The organism is Mesorhizobium montanum (genome assembly GCF_033977145.1).
Classification (GTDB): domain Bacteria; phylum Pseudomonadota; class Alphaproteobacteria; order Rhizobiales; family Rhizobiaceae; genus Mesorhizobium; species Mesorhizobium montanum.
On sequence record NZ_JAVIJF010000022.1, the window covers coordinates 26,217 to 48,493 of the forward strand.

Sequence of the window (22,277 nt, forward strand, 5' to 3'; positions counted from 1 at the left end):
AGAGCATGGCGTGCTGCTTAGGTGATATAATCCTTCGTCCGGCTACGGTGATTGGGGTATGCGTTGCGCGCGAGTCTCACGGGTGCCGTACCCGCTCGCGAGATTCAGCCATGTTGTGGTAGTTGGCCGAGTCCGATCATGCAGCTTCTCTCAGGACTGTGATTGGTTCCAACGGCAACTTGGTGCTGGCGGTGCTTTCTCAGTTGAACTTGATGCTCGCCTGCCCGAACACGCCGTAGCGTTCAATCTCCCAATGCAGGATCTGCGGCCTACCACCGCCCGGCGTCTCGTCGAAATGAGCGGCGCCAGCAGCTCCCGCGCGCCAGTAGCGGGCGCCGACGCCGATGTTGAACAAATCCGTGACTTTGTAGTTCAACATTGCCTCGAGTTGGACGCCATGCCCGTTGCCGTCTTCAGGTTGCGGATTGATCTCTGGGCGCAGATGGTGCTGATCTTTGCCGTCAAGCCGCGTGAACAGCACCGCGACGTCACCGGAAAGGCTGAGTCGTTCGGTGAGTTGCGTCTGCCCGGCCAGGCCGAGTTGCAGCGAATGCCAATCATTATCCTGGCTGACGCCGCCCATATTGGTCGTAATGGCTGGGACGCAAATCCGCGGGTTGGCCGCCTGCTGCGCGCAACGGACGGCGTGGTAGCTCTCGTTCCAGAAATTATATCCTACATAAGCACCGATGCGGTAACGCGGCGTGTTCCAGAAATTATATCCGAGGTCGGCGGTGAAATACGTGATGCGACCGCTGTGCTGATCGGACAACGTCCTCGAATAGGGTTGTTTCAGGAAATCCTCGTCGGTGAGAGAACCCTGGGCGATCCCGGCCGCACTGAGGAAGCCCTTGACGAAGATGCCAGTCGGATTGTGGGTCGCGTTGAGGAAGATTTCGCCCGATAGGGCACCGAGATCGTTGTATGTGAGCCGCGACACCATCACCGCGCCGTTGGTGTTGTAAAGTTCCTTCGATGCTTCGCCGCTACTGTACCAGTAGCGTAGCCCGCCCTCGAGCGAAAAGACCGGGGACACCGCGCTGGCGACTGCCGCCGGCTCGGCGACCACCGGGGTGTCGGCAGCGGCGGCGCCCGCCGACAGATCGCAAAGCGCGACATATGTTAAAAGCACTCGCCGCATAGGCAGATTCTCCTTTGTGTTGATTTTCGGGTTCTGGCGCGGACATCCAGAAATTGGCCAGGTTGGACCGACTGCAGAGTTGGTCTCCAGGCAAGAGGATCATCCGTGGCAAAGTGCCTTGCAGCCTTTGGCCTGGCTATTTCTTGCAGTGCGGCCGCTTGCTTCTTCTGGGTCGGGAGGTCTTACGGTCAGCCTGATCCCAGCAGACAGCATGGTGCGAACATTGAAACACTCTGCGCGAGATGCGTTTAGCGACACTCGCAGCAACATGCGTGCCAAAGAAAGAACTCATTAGAGGCACGCCGATCGATCGCGGCATGTCCGATATTTGTCGCGCCTCGCACAATGCCAAGGCATCCTGTCGCAAATTGTCGGTGAGAGGGTTGCGGCATGAAAGCTCTTCAATTTCTGAGGAGCTCGTGACCTTCAAAGTCCGTCTGTTCGACCGATTCGCGAATGCCACGCAGGCAGACTTCCCGAGGTCGGGCCACGGCGCGGAAGCCCCTCTCGTGAATCCGGGCGTCCCCGCTGTGAAACGTCGCTGGGCGCGACCAGCGGCGCCGGCTCGTTGTCGGGTCTGACTGGTGGGGTGTCGGCCGGGTCAGGTTTCTGGTTCCGATTATTCGAGCGCGGCGGGATCGCCCGTTGGCTTTGTCTTGATCCACATCAGTCCACGTCGGATGCCATGCTTGCGCATGGCTGTTGCCACTCGCGTCGCCAACCGTGACTTCCGGCTCGCGAACGTGCAACGAGGCATCTCGCCCAGGCGTCCCGACCGCTAATTTGTGAAAGAACGACCGGTTCCCTTCAAATTCCTGCAAGGAATTCGACAAAATAGCGACGCCGCTTTACCCACAAGGCGTGGAGAATTGGTAACTGATTGAAATTTAAGCCACCGCTGCATCTGGCATGACGTTTGCTCTCTGCCTGTTAACATGTGAAGACGTTATACAAAATATGAAGACATTATAAAAAAAAATGCGTGCTCGATTCGATTTATTCGAAAGGCACGAAAATGAACATTCTTCTTTAGGAATGGAGCAAGACAAATGACAAGCATCATAACGACAGCAGCTTTGCTTATGGCATCGACGTTGGCGTTCGCATTGGACATAAAAGAAACCAACGATGTGCTAAGTATTGATGCTCGCAGGGGTGCCAAGACGTATCCGTGCAGCCGCCAGAAGGCACTCCCTCTGTTAAATGGGAAAGCGGATGCGTCTTCGTCAATTACTTGCCGCAAGTTCTCCAGCCTGCCTGAAGTGACGTGCATCTGACAACTATGCCAGACGCAATACGCGCCAAACACCCTTTTGCGCAGTGCTTAGCATGGTGCCGGCCCGAACCCTGGTCTCGCGCTTACGCGACAAAGCTCAAGCCCCGCGTTGGGAAATCACAAGCGTCACTTTGGGAAATCACAGGGGCCATGGCGTTCGGAAATTCTCCCGAGTCACTCCACCTCTTGAAACGTGAAAGGAGCAATAACCAGTTCGGCATGCGCGCGCGATGCCGCAAAAGTCGCGCGAACCCCTTTCTGGCCCTGAGGTCCGGATCCGGGGAGGCTCTCGCAATCTGTTTGTCCTAAAGGAGAACGATATGAAGTTCCGTCCATTGCACGACCGCGTACTCGTCCGTCGCATCGAGGCCGACGAAAAGACGGCCGGCGGCATCATCATCCCCGACACGGCCAAGGAAAAGCCGCAGGAAGGCGAAGTCATCGCCGTCGGCCCAGGCGCTCGCGACGAGAGCGGCAAGCTCACCCCCCTCGACGTGAAGGTCGACGACCGCATCCTGTTCGGCAAGTGGTCCGGCACCGAAATCAAGCTCGACGGCGAGGACCTGCTCATCATGAAGGAAAGCGACATCCTGGGTGTGATCGAGGTTTCGGCCTCGGCCAGGCAAGCCGCGTGACCGAAACCGCGTGACACAAACACTCAACAAGAACTGCCTATTCACAGGAGTGAACGAATGGCTGCCAAGGAAGTGAAATTTCATTCTGATGCCCGCGAGCGCATGCTGCGCGGCGTCGACATTCTCGCCAATGCGGTGAAGGTGACGCTCGGCCCGAAGGGCCGCAACGTCGTCATCGACAAGTCGTTCGGCGCCCCGCGTATCACCAAGGACGGCGTCACCGTCGCCAAGGAGATCGAGCTCGAGGACAAATTCGAAAACATGGGGGCGCAGATGGTGCGCGAGGTCGCGTCCAAGACCAGCGACATCGCCGGCGACGGCACCACGACCGCCACGGTGCTGGCGCAGTCGATCGTGACCGAGGGCGCCAAGGCAGTCGCGGCCGGCATGAACCCGATGGATTTGAAGCGCGGCATCGACAAGGCGGTGGAAACGATCGTCGCCAATCTGAAGGCTAACGCCCGCAAGGTGACAAAGAACGACGAGATCGCCCAGGTCGGCACCATTTCGGCCAATGGCGATGCCGAGATCGGCCGCTTCCTCGCGGAGGCAATGGAGAAGGTCGGCAACGAAGGCGTTATCACCGTCGAGGAAGCCAAGACTGCCGAGACTGAGCTCGAAATTGTCGAAGGCATGCAGTTCGACCGCGGCTACCTCTCGCCCTACTTCATCACCAATCAGGACAGGATGCGCGTCGAGCTCGAAGAGCCCTACGTGCTGATCCACGAGAAGAAGCTCGGCAATCTGCAAGCCCTGCTCCCGGTGCTGGAGGCGGTGGTTCAGTCGGCGAAGCCCCTGCTGATCATCGCAGAGGATGTCGAGGGCGAGGCGCTCGCGACCTTGGTGGTCAACAAGCTGCGCGGCGGACTGAAGGTGGCCGCCGTCAAGGCCCCCGGCTTCGGCGACCGCCGCAAGGCGATGCTGGAGGATATCGCCGTCCTGACCGGCGGCACGGCGATCAGCGAGGATCTCGGCGTCAAGCTCGAGAATGTGACGCTGGAAATGCTCGGCCGCGCTCGCAAGGTGGAGATAGAGAAGGAAAACACCACCATTGTCGACGGTGCCGGCCATAAGGACGAAATCAACGGCCGCGTTGCTCAAATTAGGGCCCAGATCGAGGAGACCACTTCCGACTATGACCGCGAGAAGCTGCAGGAGCGCCTGGCCAAACTCGCCGGTGGCGTCGCGGTGATCCGCGTCGGAGGCTCGACCGAAGTCGAGGTCAAGGAGCGTAAAGACCGCGTTGACGACGCGCTGCACGCCACTCGCGCGGCGGTCGAGGAAGGTGTCTTGCCGGGTGGCGGTGTTGCACTACTCAGGGCAGCAAGGGCGCTCGACCATGTCGTTCTCGACAACCCCGACCAGAGGACCGGTGTCGAGATTGTGCGGCGCGCCATCGAGGCTCCCGCTCGCCAGATCGCCGAAAACAGCGGGGCGGAAGGCTCCATTATCGTTGGCAGGGTTCGCGAGAAACCTGAGTTCGGCTATGGCTGGAACGCCCAGACCAACGAATTTGGCGATCTCTTCGGCCAAGGCGTGATCGACCCCGCCAAGGTCGTGCGCACGGCGCTGCAGGACGCCGCTTCCGTAGCCGGCCTGCTCGTCACCACTGAGGCGATGGTGGCCGAGAAGCCGAAGAAGGAAATTCCCGCCCCGGCGATGCCGGGCGGCGGCGGCATGGATTTCTGACGAGCCCCGCTTTCTTTCTTGTCGTGGGAGAGGGCGGAGCTACCTTACCAATGGTCCATTCGCCCTCTTCCAGGCATCGATTCCGCCCTCGATGTGGCAGGCTGATGTGAGGCCCTCATCCTGGGCGGCCTGCACCGCCATGGCCGAACGCTCGCCGAAGGCGCAGTAAAGCACAAGCCGCTTGCCGGTCGAACGGACGAGCTCGTGCAACACGCCGCCGGGAGCGATGCTTTCTTGCAGCCTCGGGTAAGGCACATGCAGCGCCCCCGGAATAATGCCCTGGCGTTCGCGCTCGGAGCGCTCGCGCAGGTCAATCAGCGCGACATCCGGCTTACCGGCCAGCGCCAACGCTTCGTTGGCATTGGCCGCCCAGCCGCGCCGCGCGATCTCGTCCTGGTGCAGCCCGACCTTCATATTGGCGGGCACGGCGAAATCCATCATTTTCGGATTGGCGAGCTTCAGATTGTTCATGATCTCGACATACTCCTCGACCGACCTCACCTGCAGGCGCGGATTGAAGGCCTTCTCCTCGCCTATGGTCGAGACAGTGTCGCCCCTGTAGTCGTGCGCCGGATAGACCAGCGTGGAGTCCGGCAGCTTGAGCAGGCGGCCGAAGATCGATTCATACTGGTGTCGCGCATCGCCATTCGGGAAGTCGGTGCGGCCGGTGCCGCGGATCAGCAGTGTGTCGCCAGTGAACACCCGGTCGGGCAGGGCGAAGCTGTAGGAATCGTCGGTGTGGCCGGGCGTGTAGACGACGTCGAGCGCCAGCCCCTCGATGGTCAGCCTGTCGCCGTCGGCAAGCCGCATCGACACGACGTCGGCCTTGGTCTGCTCGCCCATCACCGTGATGCATTGCGTCTTGTCGCGCAGCGCGCCTAGGCCGGTGATGTGGTCGGCATGGAGATGCGTGTCCACCGCCTTGACCAGCCTCAGGTCGAGCTCACGCACGAGCCGGAGATAGCGGTCGACCTTGTCCAGAACCGGATCGATGATCAGTGCCTCGCCGCCTTGGCGACTGGCAAGCAAATAGGAATAGGTGCTCGAAACGGAATCGAACAGCTGACGGAAGATCATGACTTGCTCCATATCATCTGGTCGCGATCTTTTTTTGCGGCCTGTCATGCGGCCCTACCGCTACCCCGAGGCGCCGCAACCTCAGCGCTCGCCGACTAGGATGGCCTCGAGGTTCGTCATAGCCTCCTCACGGCGGGTCAAGACACTACGTCGTGGACGGGGACGGGGACGGCGCATCGGCTCACGCGTGCGTCAGGGACAAGTCACGCCCGGGAAACAAGCGCAGGAATCGCCAAAGCCTCATTGGCCTCATCATGGATCGAGAAACTGTAACGGCCAGATGCGTCGAGGTCGACCGAGTAGCTCAGGCGCTCGCGTATGTGGTTATCCTGGTCGAACGTGACGATCCGCGGCTTCAGCGCTGTGATATGCGCTTCGTTCAGGTAGATGGCGTTGCAGACGATGATCGGGTCGCCAGGCTGGCAGGTGCGGGCGGCAGCACCATTGAGGATGCAGCATCGTGATCCGCGCTCGCCGAGGATGACATAGGTCGAAATCCGCGCGCCGGAATTCTTGTTCCATATCTCGACGAATTCCATCGGCAGGATCCCGGCTGCCTCACAGTGGTCTGGGTCGAGCGTTATCGACCCATGGTAGTTGAGATTTGCTTCGGTGACGTGGATGCCGTGAAGCTTGCCGGCGACTATTTTTCGCATTGGTCTGTTGTCCTATTTTCGTCTCGCATGAACAGTCTTGGTGTCTTGTCGGCGGCCGCCGCGCGGCTAAATTCCAACCACGAGCGCCCCGCCGCTGAGACCGGCACCCGCCGCCGCCAGAAGGATTTTTTCGCCCGGTTGCAGTGGCTGCGTCCGATTGGCGAGCGACAACGAGAGCGGGATCGTTGCGGCCGAAGAGTTACCGTATTCGGCGATCCTCTTGACGACTGCTTGGTCCGCAATGCCGAGGTTTCGGCCGACGGCATCGAAAATGCGGGCGTTGGCTTGATGCGGGACGAACCGGTCGATGTCTTGCGGCCGCATTCGAGCTATGGCGAGCGCTTCCCTTGAACATGTCGTCATCATCTCCACGGCCTTGGCGAACACTTCGCGGCCGTCGACGATCGTCATCCGGGTCTGCTCGATGTCGAGACCATCGTGGAACGGTCTGTTGCTGCCGCCGGCGGGGATCTGGATCAATCCGTAGCGCGAACCGTCCGAATCCACCGAGGCGCCAAGAATGCCCCGTTCGGCATCCTCGCTGGGACCGATCACGACCGCGCCGGCGGCATCAGCAAACAGCACGGCGCTGGCGCGCTCGGCCGGGTTGATGCGGCGGCTCAGAATGTTGGCGGCAATGACAAGGGCGGGTCTGCCGTGCAGGCGGGTGAACCCGTCGGCGAACATCAGCGCATAGATGAAACCGGCGCAGGCGCCGGTCAGGTCGATGGCGCCAGCGCGGCCGAGGCCGAGCCGATGCGCGACCAGTGGCGCGCTCGGCGGCAGAAGGTGATCCGGAGTGGACGTAGCGAGCAACAGAAGACCGATGTCGGCGCGGTCGATACAGGCATTTGCCAGCGCCATGTCGCCGGCTCGCGCGGCAAGGCCCGAAAGCGTGTCTTCGTCAGTCGCCCACAAGCGCGAGCGAATTCCGGTGCGCCGTTCGATCCAGCCTGGCTCGAGGCCGAGATTGTTCTCGATCTCGGCGTTCTCAACCTTGCGCCCAGGCACATGGTGGCCAAGCCCGAGGATGCGCGACGACCTGCTCATGGTTTCGATCCGAAGCGTTCGCCGGCCTCCTCGATGGCGTCATAAAGCCGATCGAGCTCGGCGCCGGTTACGCTATAGGGCGGGAGAAGATAGAGGACGTTGCCGAGCGGGCGCACCAGCAATCCCTGCTCGAGGAAGAATGCCCGCAGCTTTGGGCCGAGCTCGGCCAGATAGCCGGGGGATGCGGTACCCAAATCGAGCGCCGCGATCGTGCCGGTAATCCGGCAGTCGGTGAAGCAAGGATTGTCGTGAAAGCGCCGAAGGCCAGCGGCCTGCAGCGCGCCCAGGGCCGCGATCCGTTCGATAACGGGCTCGTCGTGCCAAATCTCGACGTTGGCCAGTGCGGCCGCGCAGGCAATCGGATTGGCCGTATAGGAGCTCGAATGAAAGAAGGTCTTCTTCCGGTCGACCGAATAATGGGCCTGGAAGATGGCGTCGGTCGCCAGCGTGGCGGCGAGCGGAATGGTGCCGCCGGTCAGGCCCTTCGAGGTGCAAAGGATGTCGGGCGAGATATTCGCCCGCTCGCAGGCGAACATGGTTCCGGTGCGTCCCCAGCCGGTCATCACTTCGTCGGCGATCAAGAGCGTGCCCGAAGTCTCGGCGATCTTCTTAAATTCAGCCAAAACCCAGGCCGGATACATCAGCATGCCGCCGGCGCCGAGCACCAGCGGTTCGACAATCAGCGCAGCTGCGCGCCGGTCGCGAGAGACGACCTCGAACCGATCCAGGGTTTCCTGCTCGCGTCCCACGGCCGGGAAGGGGATTGTGTCGACTTCGAACAGCAAGGGCTCGTAGGCGGCGTTGAACACACCGCGGGCGCCGACGCTCATCGCGCCGATCGTGTCGCCATGGTAGCTGTGCTCCATGACGACGATGCGCGAGCGCGGCGCGCCGATATTGCGGAAATAGCCGAGCGCCATCTTCAGCGCGACCTCGACCGCGGTTGAGCCGCTGTCGGAATAAAACACCCAGTCGAGTCCCGGCGGCGCGAGATTCACCAAGGCTTTGGCGAGGCGCTCGGCCGGCTCGTGCGTGAAGCCGGCGAAGATGATCTGGTCGAGGGTGGCAAGAGTCGTCTCCATCGCCTTGACGATGCGCGGATGGCGATGGCCATGGGTGACGACCCACCAGGACGAAATGGCGTCGAGGATGCGGGTGCCATCGGCCTTGTGGAGATAAGCGCCTTCAGTCCGGACAATTTGAGGGATCGCCGGCTCGAGCGCGTGCTGGGTGAAAGGGTGCCAGACGCGGGATAGCGACATCATTGACCCCGTGCAATCGGCGAGAGATCGAAGCCTGAAACCATCGCTTCCCTCAAGGTTTTAGATGTCAGCGGATCAAGGTACGGCAGCCTGCCAAGCTGCCGCACATTGGCAAATTCCGTGATCGTCCTTTGGCTGTCCGCCATTTCCTCGCCGATGAAGGCCACGCCGATGAGCGGGATGGCACGGGCCCTGAGCGCCTCGATCGACAACAATGTATGATTGATGGTGCCGAGCGCGGTGCGCGCGCAAAGAATGACCGGCAGTTGCCATTCCCGGAATATGTCGATGAATCTTGTCTGCCGATTGAGCGGCACCATCACTCCGCCAGCGCCTTCGATGATGAGCGGGCCTGGCAAGTCCGGCAGCGAGAGCTTTGCCGCCTCGATTGCGACGCCATCTATTTCGGCCGAACGATGCGGCGACAGCGGCGTCTTCAGACGATAGACTTCGGGCAGCACGCGCCCGGCCGGCAGGCCGGAAAGCCGGGTAACAGTCTCGCTGTCCGTCTCCTCGTCGAGGCCCGATTGCACCGGTTTCCAGTAGAAGCCGTCGAGCAGGCCGGCGAGGCCCGCCGAAAACACCGTCTTGCCGATGCCGGTATCCGTTCCGGTGATGACTATGCCTCTGCTGATGTCGCTTCGGGTCATGTCACCTTTGGTCATTCTGGACCAACGCCTCGACAAGCGCATCGGTCATGGCGGATATGGCGGCTTGATCGACGTTGAGCGTCAGCGATATGCGCAGGCGCGAAGTCCCTTCCGGCACAGTCGGCGGACGAATGCCGCGTATATCGAAGCCGCGGGCCTGCAGTGCCGCCGCCACCGCCATGGTGCGCCGGTTGTCGCCGATGACCACTGGTTGGATCTGCGTTCCGCTGGGCTTTATGCCGCAGCGCTCTGCCAATTGGCGGCCCGCCAAGGCAATGCGCTCATGCAGTTGAATACGGCGCATTGGCTCGTCGGCGAGCATGGCGAGCGCTTCACGCGCAGCAACCGCCATCAGCGGCGACGGCGCGGTGGCGTAAATGAATGGTCGGGAGCGGTTGACGAGATAGTCGCACAGCGTTCTTGGGCCTGTGACGAGCGCTCCTGAGGCGCCGAGCGCCTTGCCGCATGTGTGGAGCGCGAGGATGTTGTCGCGGCCCTCGAAAGCGACGGCAAGGCCGCAGCCATCCGGTCCCCACACCCCGGTGGCGTGCGCCTCGTCGACAATGATGAACGCCTCGTGCCGTTCGGCGAGCGCCACAAGGCTCTCCAAAGGCGCGCAGTCCCCACCCATGCTGTAGAGGCTTTCGACCGCGATCCAGACGCGTCCCATGCCGCCTTCAGCGCGCCAGCGCGCGATCTGATCCTCAATCGCGTCGACGTCGTTGTGCGCAGCCAGAACGAACTCCGCGCGCCCGGCGCGCGCACCCTCGTGCATGCTGGCATGGGCGAGCTCGTCGAGGACGAGTAGGTCGCCCTTCTGCGGCAGCGCCGTCAGAATAGCGAAATTGGCGATGTAACCGCCGCCGAAGAAAAGCGCGCGCTCGGCCCCGAAAAACGCCGCAGCGTAAGCTTCCAGTTCCTCGTGCTCCGGCGCGTTGCCGCGCAGCAGCCGCGATCCTGTTGCGCCGACCGGCGTGCCGCGTGCAATCGCGGCAGCAACCGCATCGCCAAGCCTCTTGCAGGCGGCAAGCCCGAGATAGTCGTTCGATGAAAAGTCGAGGCCGGCGCGCGGCGCAAGCCGCCGCAGCCGGCCCTTGCGCGCCAGTCCCTGCAAGGTCGCCTCGTAGCGGGCAAACAGTGCCTCGTTCACTGCGCCTCCAGTTCCATCGGCTCGATGCCGAGACGCCTAAACAGCAGCGTATCCTTGTCCTCGCCGGGGTTGTCCGCCGTCAGCAGCGTATCGCCGACGAAGATCGAATTGGCGCCGGCAAAAAAGCACAGCGCCTGCATCTCGTCGGTCATGGCGGTACGGCCGGCCGAAAGGCGGACATGCGATTTCGGCATCATGATGCGGGCGAGCGCGATCATGCGCACGAACTCGATCGGCTCGATAGGGCTGGCGTCGGCAAGTGGGGTGCCAGCGATAGGGATGAGCATGTTGATCGGAACGCTTTCTGGATGCTCAGGCAGATTGGCTAAAGTCACCAGCATGTCGATGCGGTCCACCGGCTCTTCGCCCATTCCAACAATCCCGCCGCAGCAGACCTTGATGCCGGATTGGCGAACGTTCTCGAGCGTATCCAGCCGATCGGCAAAGCTGCGCGTGCTGATGACCTCGCCGTAGTAGCGCTCCGACGTGTCGATGTTGTGGTTGTAGTAGTCGAGCCCCGCCTGCTTCAATCGAGCGGCCTGTTCGAGATCGAGCATGCCGAGTGTCATGCAAGTCTCCATGCCGAGAGCCTTCACGCCCTCGACCATGGCGACTACCGCCTCCATGTCGCGCGGCTTGGGGCTGCGCCAAGCGGCGCCCATGCAATAGCGCGTGGCGCCCGCGTCACGCGCCTTCCTGGCCTCGGCGATGACGCGCTCGACCTCCATCAGCTTCGAGGCCTTGAGGCCCGACTGGTGATGCGCGGACTGGCTGCAATAGCCGCAATCCTCCGGGCAGCCGCCTGTCTTGATGTTGAGCAACCGGCTGAGCTGGACCCTGTTAGGATCGAAATTCTGGCGGTGAACGGTCTGCGCTAGGAAGAGCAGATTGTTGAAAGGTGCGTCGTGCAGTGCCCGAGCCTTCTCTAGGGTCCACATCCCGCCATCAGCGCATTGCGTCCGTGGCATCGTGTTAGTCGGATTGGTGTCGTGCATATCCGTCCTGTTTCCTAGCACTTTGCGTTGTCCTGGCTTCTTCGTCTGATTCATGCCGCTTCGAATGACTGTCGATTCGTTGGCCGATCACGGCGCGTAATAGTCCAGTCCGATGTCGAGAATTGGCGCGCTGTGGGTCAACCAGCCGACGGAGATAAGATCGATGCCAGTGGCCGCGATGGCTGGCGCCGTCACAGGCGTGATCCGGCCCGACGCCTCCGTGATCGCCCGGCTGGCGACCATGGCCACCGCCTGGCGAAGCTCATCGAGCGACATGTTGTCGAGCAAGACAGCGTCTGGCACAAGCGAGAGGGCTTCTTCCAATTGGGCAAGCGTGTCGACCTCGACTTCGATCTTGACGAGGTGGCCGACGCTCTCTCGCGCGCGTTTGATGGCAGAGCGGATGCCGCCGGCAGCCATGATGTGATTGTCCTTGATCAGGATGGCGTCGTCGAGGCCGAAGCGGTGATTGGCGCCGCCGCCAGCGCGCACGGCGTACTTTTCGACAGCCCGCAACCCGGGCGTCGTCTTGCGGGTGCAGGTGATCTTGGCGCGGTGCTCGCAAACCGCTGCAACAATCGATGCGGTTGCCGTGGCAATGCCACTCAAATGGCACAGGAAATTCAGCGCCGTCCTTTCAGCGGTGAGAATAGCCCGGGTCGGGCCACTCACCGATGCAATTATCTCCCCTTGCGCAACTTTGCTGCCGTCTGCTCGGTTCACATCTATCTTGATATTTTGGTCGATCAACCTGAACGCGAGGCTCACCAGATCGAGCCCGGCGACAACCCCGGGCTGGCGTGCGGCCAGCACGGTCGTGGCGTGATGATACTTCGCTACGGTCGCCTCGCTGGTGACGTCACCGGCTCTGCCCAGGTCTTCGAGAAGGGCGGACCGAACCAGCGGCTCGAGCATGATTGCGGGAAGTGGTAACAGGCTCATCAGGTGGCGCTTTCCAGCGTTGGCGAGTGCGCCAGTTCCCGAGCCGCGGCGAGAGCGGCTTCGAGGGTGATCTCGGAACGACGCGCAACAGCCGCATGATGGGGAAAGTCCTCGCGGTAATGAGCGCCGCGGCTCTCTCGGCGCCGCAAGGCTGAAATAGCAAGCATCAGACCGACAGCCGCCGGATCCGATGCCGCGTCCTCGCGTTCAGCGAGCGGCAACAACGCCCGTGCGGCTGCTTTCAAAGCTTCGCCATTGCGCACGATACCGAGTGCGCGCGACACGAAAGGACGTGCGGGTACCGGATCGGGCGATGGGTAATCGTCCGCAAACACTGGCTTTGTTCTGCGAGCAGGCGTTCCGCCCACGCTTTCAGCGACCCAGCGCGCGCATACGACGGCCTCGGTCAAGGAATTGCTGGCGAGCCTGTTGGCGCCGTGCAGTCCGGTCGAGGCGGCCTCGCCACAGGCCCACAACCCCTTGACCGACGTCCTGCCCGAGGCGTCCACGGCAACGCCACCCATGTGATAGTGCTGGGCAGGACGAATGGGAATGAGATCGTGCACGGGATCAATCCCCAGTCCACGACAGGCACATGCGATTGTCGGGAAGTGTCGAACAAATTCCGGGCCAGGCCGTTTCCGCGCGTCGAGGAAGACTTGATGGCCACCTGCCAGATGACTCCAGACTGCGCGCGCCACGACGTCGCGAGGCGCGAGTTCGGCGCCCGGAACGCCATCGAGGAAGCGCCGGCCTGTCTCGTCGATCAGGGTGGCGCCTTCGCCGCGGACAGCCTCGCTGACCAGCGCCATGGGGCGTTCGGGACCCTCAAGCGCGGTCGGGTGGAACTGGATGAACTCGAGGTCGGCAAGGACAGCTCCCGCGCGAGCCGCAAGTACCAGGCCCTGTCCGCAACTGCCCGAAGGATTGGTGGTGTCGAGAAATAGCCCGCCGATCCCACCGGTGGCAAGGACGACCCGCCGTGAGCCGAAGAAGACAGGTCCTAGCGCACAGCTCGCCCAGACGCCTCGGATCGCATTCCCCCTGACCGCTAGTCGGCGCGCTTCCACGCCCTCCACGACAACGATCGAGGGGGTGGAGCGCACGGCATCAATCAGTGCGCGCATGATCTCACGCCCGCTGCCGTCGCCATGAGCATGGACGATGCGACGCCGGCTGTGTGCGGCCTCTAATCCGAGGCACAGGGGTCCTTTTAGCGTACGGTCGAAGCGGACCCCAAAGCGCGCAAGCCCCTCGATCGCGCTAGGCGCGGCCTGAAGGATGCGGTTCGCCATATCCGTATCGCAAAGCCCGTCGCCGGCGGCGAGCGTATCAGCCAGGTGCAGTGTCGGATGATCGTCATGGCCGAAACTCGCAGCCAGCCCCCCCTGAGCCGAGGTACTCGAAGTGTCGGCTCCCAGAAGCGTCCTGGACAAAATAAGCACCGGCTCCGGCGCCAATTGAAGCGCGGTCATCAATCCGGCGATGCCGCCCCCGATGATGATGGGCCGCCCGAAGAAGCTGCGGACATCGGGGTTCAAATTGCCAGCATCCGTTCGACTGCGAGTCGGGCGCGCCCCGCGATCCCGGGCTCAATGGTGACGACATGGCGGTTCTGCTCGAGCGCCATGCGGATGTTGCCAAGCGTGATCCGCTTCATGTGCGGGCACAAATTGCAGGGCCGGATGAACTCGACATCCGGGTGCGCTAACGCGACGTTGTCACTCATCGAGCATTCCGTCATCAGCACGACACGTGGCGGCTTTTGCCGTTCGACATAGTCGGACATGGCTGCGGTCGAGCCGGAAAAATCGGCCTCGGCCACCACGTCGGGCGGGCATTCGGGATGGGCCAGCACCGTCACGCCGGGATGGTTTTCGCGCAATTCGCGAATATCGGCCGGCGTGAAGCGCTCATGCACCTCGCAATGGCCTTTCCAGGCGATGATCTCGACGTCGGTCTGCGCGGCGATGTTCTGGGCCAGATATTCGTCCGGCAGCATGATCACCCGAGGGACGCCAAGGGATTCGACGACCGCCTTGGCATTGCCCGATGTACAGCAGATATCCGATTCGGCTTTCACTTCGGCCGACGTGTTGACATAGGTGACGATCGGCACGCCGGGATAACGCTGGCGCATCAAGCGCACGTCTTGTGCCGTGATCGAATCAGCCAGCGAGCAACCGGCGTCGAGATCCGGAATGAGCACGATCTTGTCCGGATTAAGGAGCTTGGCCGTTTCGGCCATGAAATGCACCCCGGCCAGCACGATGACTTTCGCCTCGACCGTCATGGCCTTGCGGGCCAGCGCCAAGCTGTCGCCGACGATGTCGGCAATGCAGTGGAAGATCTCGGGTGTTTGATAGTTGTGAGCCAGGATGACGGCATTGCGCTCGCGTTTGAGCGTCAGAATGGCCTCGATGTCATCGCTGAAAGCCGCCCATTCCCCCGGTGGGATAACGCGCCAGACGCGCCGATACAGAGACGCGGCCGAAGGTAACGCCCCGCTCATCGGCGCCTCCAATTATAATCCGTTTGACTATAAGGGATATATATCTATGTCGACTATAAGAGTGTCAACCCCGAGCGACCGGCAATTTTGTGCCGACTATCGCCGTTTCGTCGAGGACCGCGTGCCGGAAGCGATAGAGCCTTGCCGGTCGCCCGCCCGTGTCGACAGAAGTCTCTCCAGTCTCCTCGACCAGCTCCTGCTGCTCTATGAGGCGACGAAAGTTCGGCTTGTTGATTAGCCTGCCGGCGAGCGCTTCGACGGTTCGTTGCAGCTGGAGCAGTGTGAAAGACTGCGGCATCAGCTCAAAGACGACCGGCCGGTATTTGATCTTCGAGCGCAGTCTCGCAATGCCCGTCGCCACGATGCGCCGATGATCGGCGACCATGGGCTTGCTGGGCACCAGCGAGGCCCTCGTGGTGTCGCGTCCGCTCCCGGCCTCTTGGACCAGGCCTGCTTCGTAGACTAACTCATAGCGTTGAAGCGTGAGTTCCTCGTTCCAATGGCGGTCGTCAAAGCCGAAGGCCATCGCCGCCCGTTGCCGACGTTCGCGTCGCATGGCCGCGTCGCCCACGCTGTTTGCCCATTCAATCAGGCGCGGTCGCAGGACGTCCAGCAGCACCGGCGGCGTGCCGGAGCGGTGGTCCTCCCATGGAAAATATTCATACCAGCTTCGCCAGCCGCACTTGGGCGAGCCCGATGCCTTTTCCATGCGAGTCAGTGCGAGATAGCTGATGGAGATGGCGCGCTGCCGACGCTCGGCGCCGACGCGGTCCCGGTCAGCGAAAGTGTAGAGCTGCTCAATATAGCCCAGCGGATGGCCGGTCTGCTGCTCAACCCAGCCCCTCAACCCGGATTGCAGCGATCTGTGCTCAAGCGCAAATGGTCCGGAAGGCAGAGTGTCCGCCTGCCCGATGGTGAGGACACAGGGTTCACCGTCGTTTACGGCGACGACAAAGGCGATCAGGTCCACTTTGACTTCATCGCCCGTGACGGCGGCTCGGTCTTTGCTGGCTCCTGTTTCTTGATCGTCCATGTTCGCGAAAGTGGTTGGTTGGTTACGGCGCCTGAATCGATTTAATTTAAGCGCAGCTGTCCGCACGTCAACATCGCGCAGCCGCACGGCTTTTTTTAGCTCTTCGCACTTGCATAAAGACGTGCCAAACGCGACACCTGCGGGGGGTGGCGCAGGGGAAGGAGGCACTTGAGCACTGCTGGTGGTTCGAAGGCGATTACACCGCCCGATATCCAGGCGCGTAAGGGTGCGTCCCCCGTCGTCTGGCTGACGGCCTATACGATGCCGATTGCAAAACTGGTCGATCGACATTGCGACATCGTTCTTATCGGCGACAGCGTCGGCATGGTCCTGCGCGGCGCTCCGCAAACGACCCTTGTGTGCCACAGGCGGCGCCTGAGCGGACTGGTACTGTGGCAATCGGTTCTTGGCCGTTCGGCATAGCTGATTGCGGATGCCAAACGCGTGTCGCTGCCCTTCAGTTCGGCATTAGGTAGCTGCCGCCACCAACTTTACCGCAAACCGTTGTCGCTAAACGCGACACATCGGGGTTCCTCCCAGCGGTCAATTCCCGGCCACGCTTCTGGCATAAGCGCCATGGCTCGGATCTCCATACGACAGCTCTGAAAATCACTCACCCGAAATGCGATGTCGCCTGATGAAATCGGCGAAAAGCGGAACGGTGAAGTCGAGATAGCCGTGATCGGTGCTGTAGATCATCCCCTTAAAGATGATGCTCGCGCGGGCTGGACCAATGGACTTCTGCGTTCGGCCCATCGCCTTCGCGATGTCAGAGACGGGATAGGGGCCGTTGCCGAGGGCCGCCATCGACGTGACGAATTGGACCTCGGCCTTGGTCAGACGATCCAGACGGACGCGGAAGAAGCCGTCGTCCAGGGATTTGATCGTTTCCGTGTAAGATGCTTGGACATCGTTCTCGTTGATCTGCGGGCCCTGCGCGTTGTTCCAGGAGAAGGAGGCGAGTTCCTGGAGAAAGAACGGATAGCCCTTTGTCATGTCGAAGACGGTCGTCAGCGCCTCTTGGGAGATGGTCGCCTTTTGATCATTGATCGGCTTCTCGATCGCCTTCGAGGCAGCCTCCTTATCGAGTGCGCCGACGGCAGGATAGCTGAAGAGCCGTTCTGCGTAGGATTTCGCGTCGCCGGCAAGACGCGCCACCTGGGGCAATCCTGCGCCAACGAAGACGATGGGCAACCCATCCTGGGACATGCGATGAAGAGCGACGATCAGGCCGGATAAATCTTTTTGCGAAATATATTGCACTTCATCAGAAGAACCCAGCCCTTGTTAGCAGCTTGGGCGGCACGACCGATCTGGCCGAATAGATCGGGAAGGTCGTGCTGTATATCACCGCTTTCGGCAAGGCCCGGCTCGGGCGTCGGGTCGACGCCGACATTCACGCCGGCGACCTCTATGTTGAATACGGAGGCGAAGTTGCGCAAGCAGCCGAGGGCGCGCGAGGCGAAATGCTTTGCCGCTTCGGTGCCGGAAAGCGAACGAGATACCTTGCGCATTTCAGGATAGAAGAAGGTTCGCGAGATTGGTTCTTCGGGAGCCTCGACCTTCGTAACAAGAAGGCCTTCGGCCTCGGCGATCCGGCCGATCTCGCTCAGGAGAACCGTGTTGCCGGTGCCGTGAAGGCCCAAAGTATGAGCGAACGGCCTGACCGCCCATTGATCGCGCGTCCGCAGGAGATCTTGGCGGCTTCAAGGATCGCGTCGCGACCGGCAAGTTCGGGGGGACGGCTTCCTGCGCCGGGTGCAAACGGATTAGCGAACGGATCCGTCGGGGTCTCCAGAACAAAGTCTACCGATAGATAGGAGTCTAGTGGAAAACGCTAGTCTCTTTTAGAGTTTGATAGATAACGCCGGCTGCGGGAACTGGGCTCACTAGCGATCGGCCAGCTGGAAGTCGCCCGGGGTGGCAGACGACGCTCCATCCTTAATGCAGTCGTCCTCAAGGGACGCTTCGCTCAGGCCCTTGCGGACTGCGCGCGTCAGCACTTGACGGGACGCGCGACGGCGGATCCGGGGATCAGGCACAGGTTAACCGGGAGTTAGTGGTGGTTGGTGCCGAATAGCGCTTCAGTTCCTCAATGACATTAAGGATAGCGGCCGGCTGGCACCCGTTTGCTTTCCGCCGGAACTGCGCGGAGGGTGTCTGCGTGCTCCAGGTTTTGGATGGCTCGCTTGCGGCGGCATCCCATCAAGAGAATCGCCATTGCCCTGTTCGGGCGAGGGCGTGTCCAAGAAGACTGGGCTCATCCGGATGGCCATCTTCGCGATCGGGTGCGTTGCGCCCATCCAACATAGCGGCCACCTAATGGGTATCGCGCTATTCGGTAGCAACCGCCACCAAGTCAAGGTTGCCGCGTCCGCCGCTGTCAGCGGAGCGATAGGGGTCGCGGATCGGGTATAGTCAATTCGGCATCGGTGAACAGATTCGGGAAGAGTCTCTCGCGATAGTCCAGCGGGAAAGCAATTCGGACAGGGGCTTTGGGCGTTTCGGACTTTAGGAAGCCTTGTCTAACCATTGCTGACATCGTGTTCCGTGCCGTTCTTTCCGATGTCTTGAGAACGAGATGAACATCACCGCGCTCAAGTGATCCGTGTTTGAGGACTGCAGCTAAGAGATCGGGCGCGCGTTTGTCTTCGCTGATGTCCTTGACGAGTAGGCGGTACCGATCTTCCAGGCGACCAAGGTCGAAAATCGCTGTGGAGAAGCGTATTTGGTCGAGTGCCACGGTTAGGAACCACTCGCAAAAGTCCTTGAGAGCTGCTTCCGAGAGATTGCCCCGACCATCGAGGTCTCCGCGACGGGGGCTGTCTGCGTGGTCCATCATCCGTTTGTATTCGCCTCGATCCTTAAGACCGCGGGCCAAGCCTCTGGAAATCGACCACAAGCCATTTCCCCCGATGCCTGCTTTCAGCGCCATCGCATGCGACATCAACCGGGACACGCGGCCGTTGCCGTCAGGGAATGGGTGGATATAGTTGAAGCGATGGTGAGCAGAAGCGATGGCAATGATACGGGTGCTCGCCCATTTTTCCGCCACTGCAAAACGCTTTGAGAAGTGTGCCATGAAGGCCTCGACTCGATCTGAAGAGGGTGGCTGGTGTCTTCCGACAACCACGTCGTCGCTCGCAGTCTTTCTGAACTCGCCGGGAACGATCTCGACCTTCGAACCATCTGGCCGTTCCATGAACCTGAACTCTTCGGGCATCTCGTGATAGAACATACGATGCACCCAAGTGATGAACTCAACCGATGTCGGGCTCGGCAAAATTCCTTTGGAATACATCTCATCGATTTTGCGTTGGACGATGACGTGCGCCTTGGCCTCGAGCGCTAATGCTCGCCGTTCCGGCTCGACCTCCGCACCCGCGAGTGCCTTTTCGATGTCCTTGGGACGGGTGTTGTGACCCTCGATCAGATTCGAGTAGTAGCAATTCATCATCCGAACCAGGTCGGCGAGTTCCGCAGCCGATTCTGGATGGAAGCCGCGCCCCAAATTGTCTGCCTCCCTCTGCAGTTCTACCGTGAGGTCCGCTAAGACGGACGGGATGGTGTCCTGGAAAAAGCAGGGCTCGATACGAGCAGGCGTTTCAAACATTTTTTGCCGATCTTGAAAGATACCAATTGCCTTTTATATAAGGCACTTACGTCAGCAATAGGCAATAGGTTGCCGATTATGGTTGCCGATCTTCGTTGCTGCATCGCAGTTGTATGCCGCGAGAGTGGGGCGAGGCTTAATCGAATGCCCTGCAAATCGTTCCTCAGTTGTCCAATTCCGATCGACTCCTGAAACGAGATCCGCTAAAGGCCCGCTTCATGTTCAGGCGGATACGCATACGGCGCTGAGTTTCGACGGCCTCCCGAGGCCGCCGCACTGCCATGCGTATCGACGACCGCCGGCCCTGGAGCCTGAACATGAACGCCCGCGCCTCTAATTCTCCCACGCCCCGCCTGACTCCGAGGGTTCTCGAGCGTCCGGAGCCTTGGGGTTTCGTCTACGTCGATTACGACGCTGAGGCGCGGAGGTGTGAAATACCAGGACGGCCAGCACTTTCTCATGTCCCCGGAATGCCGGGACATGCCGATCCAGCACCTCGTCCAGATTGACGAAGAGCAATCCTTCGCGATCTTCCGCCGCAAATTCCTGGGCGCATTCGGCTGTCGACAGCGGCCGCCTGGCGGTGCGCAGGATCTCCAGCGTCATCTGTCGCTTGTTCGTCCCACCGATAAGCTTGTCGAGCTCGTTGGCGCTCATGGCCGTCGGCGGTCGGCCGCGGCGCTTCTGCGGCTGGTCTTCCGGCCTCCATTCAGGCTCGTAGATCGAGATCACCTTGTCGACGGCCGCGATCTGCGCCTGCAGATCGGCAAGGCCGCCGCCAGCCGCGGGGACGCCCTGCCAGCTCGCTACGCTTGCTCTTCAACTCGTCTGAAACGCCCATCTCGCCCCCGAAATCCTCCTTTCAGAGGTATCAGATCAAGGATTAAACTTCTGGTGGCGGTTGATACCGAATAGCGGGGTGGCGGCTAGAGACAGTTCCGGCATTAGGTGGCAAAACCACCAAATCTCCTGAGCGAGCTCATTTACCCTTGTCTCAAGTCGAAACGAGACAAATCGGGGTACGAGCGTCGCGTATGAGTTGAAGCTGAAACGAGCCGAATTGACCAGCAGGCTTGAGGAATTGGCGAAACTGCAGGCCGAGGTGCGCGAGCAGGTCAGTTCCATCGACAGGGTCATTGCCATTTACGAACCCGGTTACGAGCCGACGGCAGCTAGGTCGCGTCCGTTCCGGCCGGACCGCCGGGATCTCAGATGAGGTGAAAGCGTCGATGGGAGGCGTGAACCAGCGCCAGGCCGTGCTCGGAATCCTCCGCGACGCGGCAAGCCCGGTTTCGACAGCCGAATGCGCTGCGAAGTTCTCGCAGGCAGTTGGACTGGGCAATGAAGCGGAGATCGTCGACCAGGTGTCGCGTAAGCTGCCCTCTTGACCCAGCTCACGAAAGCCGGGCGCGTGAGGCACGTCGGCAAGACCACAAACAGGCAGTTCCTCTGGGAGATCGCCTCCTGGCCCCGCGGCGTTGCGTGGCCAAGTTTGCTTGAAGGCTCTCCCTCCCTGATGACTACCAACGGAATCGCAACGCACGTCCGGCAGGTCGGATGGTCTATCGCAGACCAGTGTGTCGGTGTCGCCGGATATCTTCTATAATCCAGATTATAATAATCGTGATTATAAAAGCGAACGTACGGCCATGGACCACTTTATCGGGAGGGGAAAGGAGCTATGGCTGCTGAACGCGAACTGGACAAGCGTTCGGCATCGCTCGTCGTCGCCTATGGCCGCCGCCGGATCGGCAAGTCAAGGCTCCTGCGCCAAGCTGCCGTCGGCCGCAACGAAATCTATTTCCAGGCGACGCGGGTCTCCTCAGTCCTGAACATGGAACAGTTCAAGCTTGAGGTGGCCCGGGTTCTTGGCCCGTCACCCGTCCTGGCGTCGCTCGACAACTGGGAGAGTATTTTCCACTTCGTAGCCGAAGCAGCCAAGGCCAAACCGGGCACTGTGGTCACGATCGACGAAGTCCTGTACCTCGTCGATCAGGACAGCGCTTTACTATCGGTGCTCCAACGGTTCTGGGACTCCGGGGCGGCACGGGCGGGAAACCTCAAGATCATCCTGTGCGGTTCTGCCGTCGCTCAGATGGAGGACCTGCTGGCGGAAACGAACCCGCTTTACGGGCGCGTGACGCTGCGCCTGGAGGTGCGGCAGTTGCCCCTGCGCGACCTTCCGGGGTTCTTTCCGGAGTACAGCGCCGAGCAGCTCACAGAGACCTACGCCATTTTCGGCGGCGTGCCGTACTACCTGACCCTCTCCGACCAGCATGCAAGCCTGCGCGAAAACGTCATCAATCTGCTCCTGACAGAGACCGGGACCCTGATCGACGAACCTAACACCCTTCTGCTGCGCAAGCGAGTCTTGCACAAATTAGGCATCATGAATTTGGCCCGAAAACCAGGCACTTAACGTGCAATTGGTGGTCTTTGCTGCCTAATGCCGGACAGTTCCTGATGTAATTAAGGTGACAGCTTCGCAAGGCTTATTGCAAAGCGCGCAGTGACCTAACTGCATTTGCGCGGCGCGGTAATTGTGCGTTGCACAAAATTTGACGCGCGGTTAGCGTTCTTCCGCTGCGGGAATCGG

20 protein-coding genes and 1 pseudogene are annotated in these 22,277 nt (G+C 61.1%); 5 read left to right on the forward strand and 16 right to left on the reverse strand.

From position 1 onward, the window contains the following. Positions 1 to 199 precede the first annotated feature (199 nt). The gene (locus RFM68_RS26270) at positions 200 to 1,141 is read right to left on the reverse strand and encodes an omptin family outer membrane protease (protein WP_320235931.1); all 942 of its coding nucleotides are present in this window, start codon (positions 1,139 to 1,141) and stop codon (positions 200 to 202) included. Between the two features lie 1,596 nt (positions 1,142 to 2,737). Between RFM68_RS26270 and groES the strand changes: the two genes are divergently transcribed. Continuing rightward, on the forward strand, positions 2,738 to 3,052 hold the full coding sequence (gene groES / locus RFM68_RS26275) for a co-chaperone GroES (RefSeq protein ID WP_128372672.1): 315 nt from the start codon (positions 2,738 to 2,740) through the stop codon (positions 3,050 to 3,052). Positions 3,053 to 3,109: 57 nt separating this feature from the next. After that, the gene (groL, locus tag RFM68_RS26280) at positions 3,110 to 4,741 is read left to right on the forward strand and encodes a chaperonin GroEL (RefSeq protein WP_320235932.1); all 1,632 of its coding nucleotides are present in this window, start codon (positions 3,110 to 3,112) and stop codon (positions 4,739 to 4,741) included. Between the two features lie 39 nt (positions 4,742 to 4,780). Here groL and RFM68_RS26285 read toward each other — a convergent pair whose 3' ends face one another. The 11 genes from RFM68_RS26285 to RFM68_RS26335 form a co-directional block, all read right to left on the reverse strand. Further along, entirely contained in the window at positions 4,781 to 5,818 is a 1,038-nt protein-coding gene (locus RFM68_RS26285) for an MBL fold metallo-hydrolase (protein ID WP_320235933.1), read from the reverse strand. A 203-nt stretch (positions 5,819 to 6,021) separates the two neighbouring features. Then, positions 6,022 to 6,474 carry an aspartate 1-decarboxylase gene (gene panD / locus RFM68_RS26290; protein ID WP_320235934.1) on the reverse strand — a complete coding sequence of 151 codons (453 nt, stop codon included), beginning with the start codon at positions 6,472 to 6,474 and terminating at the stop codon, positions 6,022 to 6,024. 66 nt (positions 6,475 to 6,540) lie between these two features. Beyond that, positions 6,541 to 7,524 (reverse strand): 3-oxopimeloyl-[acyl-carrier-protein] synthase BioZ, encoded by a 984-nt coding sequence (bioZ, locus tag RFM68_RS26295; protein WP_320235935.1) that lies wholly within the window; start codon positions 7,522 to 7,524, stop codon positions 6,541 to 6,543. Beyond that, positions 7,521 to 8,786 (reverse strand): adenosylmethionine--8-amino-7-oxononanoate transaminase, encoded by a 1,266-nt coding sequence (locus RFM68_RS26300; RefSeq protein ID WP_320236006.1) that lies wholly within the window; start codon positions 8,784 to 8,786, stop codon positions 7,521 to 7,523. The genes bioZ and RFM68_RS26300 overlap by 4 nt, the downstream gene beginning before the upstream one ends. Further along, positions 8,786 to 9,421 (reverse strand): dethiobiotin synthase, encoded by a 636-nt coding sequence (gene bioD, locus RFM68_RS26305; RefSeq protein ID WP_320236007.1) that lies wholly within the window; start codon positions 9,419 to 9,421, stop codon positions 8,786 to 8,788. Before bioD ends, RFM68_RS26300 begins: the two co-directional genes overlap by 1 nt. A gap of 16 nt (positions 9,422 to 9,437) precedes the next feature. Further along, entirely contained in the window at positions 9,438 to 10,586 is a 1,149-nt protein-coding gene (locus tag RFM68_RS26310; RefSeq protein ID WP_320235936.1) for an 8-amino-7-oxononanoate synthase, read from the reverse strand. Next, the gene (gene bioB / locus RFM68_RS26315) at positions 10,583 to 11,524 is read right to left on the reverse strand and encodes a biotin synthase BioB (protein WP_320235937.1); all 942 of its coding nucleotides are present in this window, start codon (positions 11,522 to 11,524) and stop codon (positions 10,583 to 10,585) included. The genes RFM68_RS26310 and bioB overlap by 4 nt, the downstream gene beginning before the upstream one ends. A 144-nt stretch (positions 11,525 to 11,668) precedes the next feature. Beyond that, positions 11,669 to 12,523, reverse strand: coding sequence for a carboxylating nicotinate-nucleotide diphosphorylase (nadC, locus tag RFM68_RS26320; protein WP_320235938.1), 855 nt, complete (start codon positions 12,521 to 12,523; stop codon positions 11,669 to 11,671). Next, positions 12,523 to 14,064 carry an L-aspartate oxidase gene (locus tag RFM68_RS26325; protein ID WP_320235939.1) on the reverse strand — a complete coding sequence of 514 codons (1,542 nt, stop codon included), beginning with the start codon at positions 14,062 to 14,064 and terminating at the stop codon, positions 12,523 to 12,525. Before RFM68_RS26325 ends, nadC begins: the two co-directional genes overlap by 1 nt. Beyond that, a complete protein-coding gene (nadA, locus tag RFM68_RS26330; RefSeq protein WP_320235940.1) occupies positions 14,061 to 15,035 on the reverse strand; it encodes a quinolinate synthase NadA in 975 nt (324 codons plus the stop codon). Before nadA ends, RFM68_RS26325 begins: the two co-directional genes overlap by 4 nt. A 64-nt stretch (positions 15,036 to 15,099) precedes the next feature. After that, positions 15,100 to 16,068 carry an NUDIX hydrolase gene (locus tag RFM68_RS26335; RefSeq protein ID WP_320229316.1) on the reverse strand — a complete coding sequence of 323 codons (969 nt, stop codon included), beginning with the start codon at positions 16,066 to 16,068 and terminating at the stop codon, positions 15,100 to 15,102. 168 nt (positions 16,069 to 16,236) lie between these two features. Here RFM68_RS26335 and RFM68_RS26340 point away from each other — a divergent pair. Next, positions 16,237 to 16,419 (forward strand): annotated as a pseudogene (locus tag RFM68_RS26340) (3-methyl-2-oxobutanoate hydroxymethyltransferase); the annotation flags it as partial. 258 nt (positions 16,420 to 16,677) lie between these two features. Here RFM68_RS26340 and RFM68_RS26345 read toward each other — a convergent pair. From RFM68_RS26345 to RFM68_RS26360, 4 genes are all read right to left on the reverse strand, one after another. Continuing rightward, positions 16,678 to 17,226, reverse strand: coding sequence for a DUF8462 domain-containing protein (locus tag RFM68_RS26345; protein WP_320235941.1), 549 nt, complete (start codon positions 17,224 to 17,226; stop codon positions 16,678 to 16,680). Positions 17,227 to 17,294: 68 nt separating this feature from the next. Continuing rightward, the gene (locus RFM68_RS26350) at positions 17,295 to 17,714 is read right to left on the reverse strand and encodes a hypothetical protein (RefSeq protein ID WP_320235942.1); all 420 of its coding nucleotides are present in this window, start codon (positions 17,712 to 17,714) and stop codon (positions 17,295 to 17,297) included. A gap of 737 nt (positions 17,715 to 18,451) precedes the next feature. Beyond that, complete coding sequence (locus RFM68_RS26355; protein WP_320235943.1) at positions 18,452 to 19,681, reverse strand: Fic family protein; 1,230 nt, start codon at positions 19,679 to 19,681, stop codon at positions 18,452 to 18,454. Between the two features lie 333 nt (positions 19,682 to 20,014). Next, positions 20,015 to 20,413, reverse strand: coding sequence for a hypothetical protein (locus RFM68_RS26360; RefSeq protein ID WP_320235944.1), 399 nt, complete (start codon positions 20,411 to 20,413; stop codon positions 20,015 to 20,017). A 328-nt stretch (positions 20,414 to 20,741) separates the two neighbouring features. Between RFM68_RS26360 and RFM68_RS26365 the strand changes: the two genes are divergently transcribed. Both RFM68_RS26365 and RFM68_RS26370 read left to right on the forward strand, forming a co-directional pair. Then, the gene (locus RFM68_RS26365; RefSeq protein WP_320229286.1) at positions 20,742 to 20,897 is read left to right on the forward strand and encodes a hypothetical protein; all 156 of its coding nucleotides are present in this window, start codon (positions 20,742 to 20,744) and stop codon (positions 20,895 to 20,897) included. A gap of 465 nt (positions 20,898 to 21,362) precedes the next feature. Next, positions 21,363 to 22,100 (forward strand): AAA family ATPase, encoded by a 738-nt coding sequence (locus RFM68_RS26370; RefSeq protein ID WP_320235945.1) that lies wholly within the window; start codon positions 21,363 to 21,365, stop codon positions 22,098 to 22,100. Positions 22,101 to 22,277: the final 177 nt, after the last annotated feature.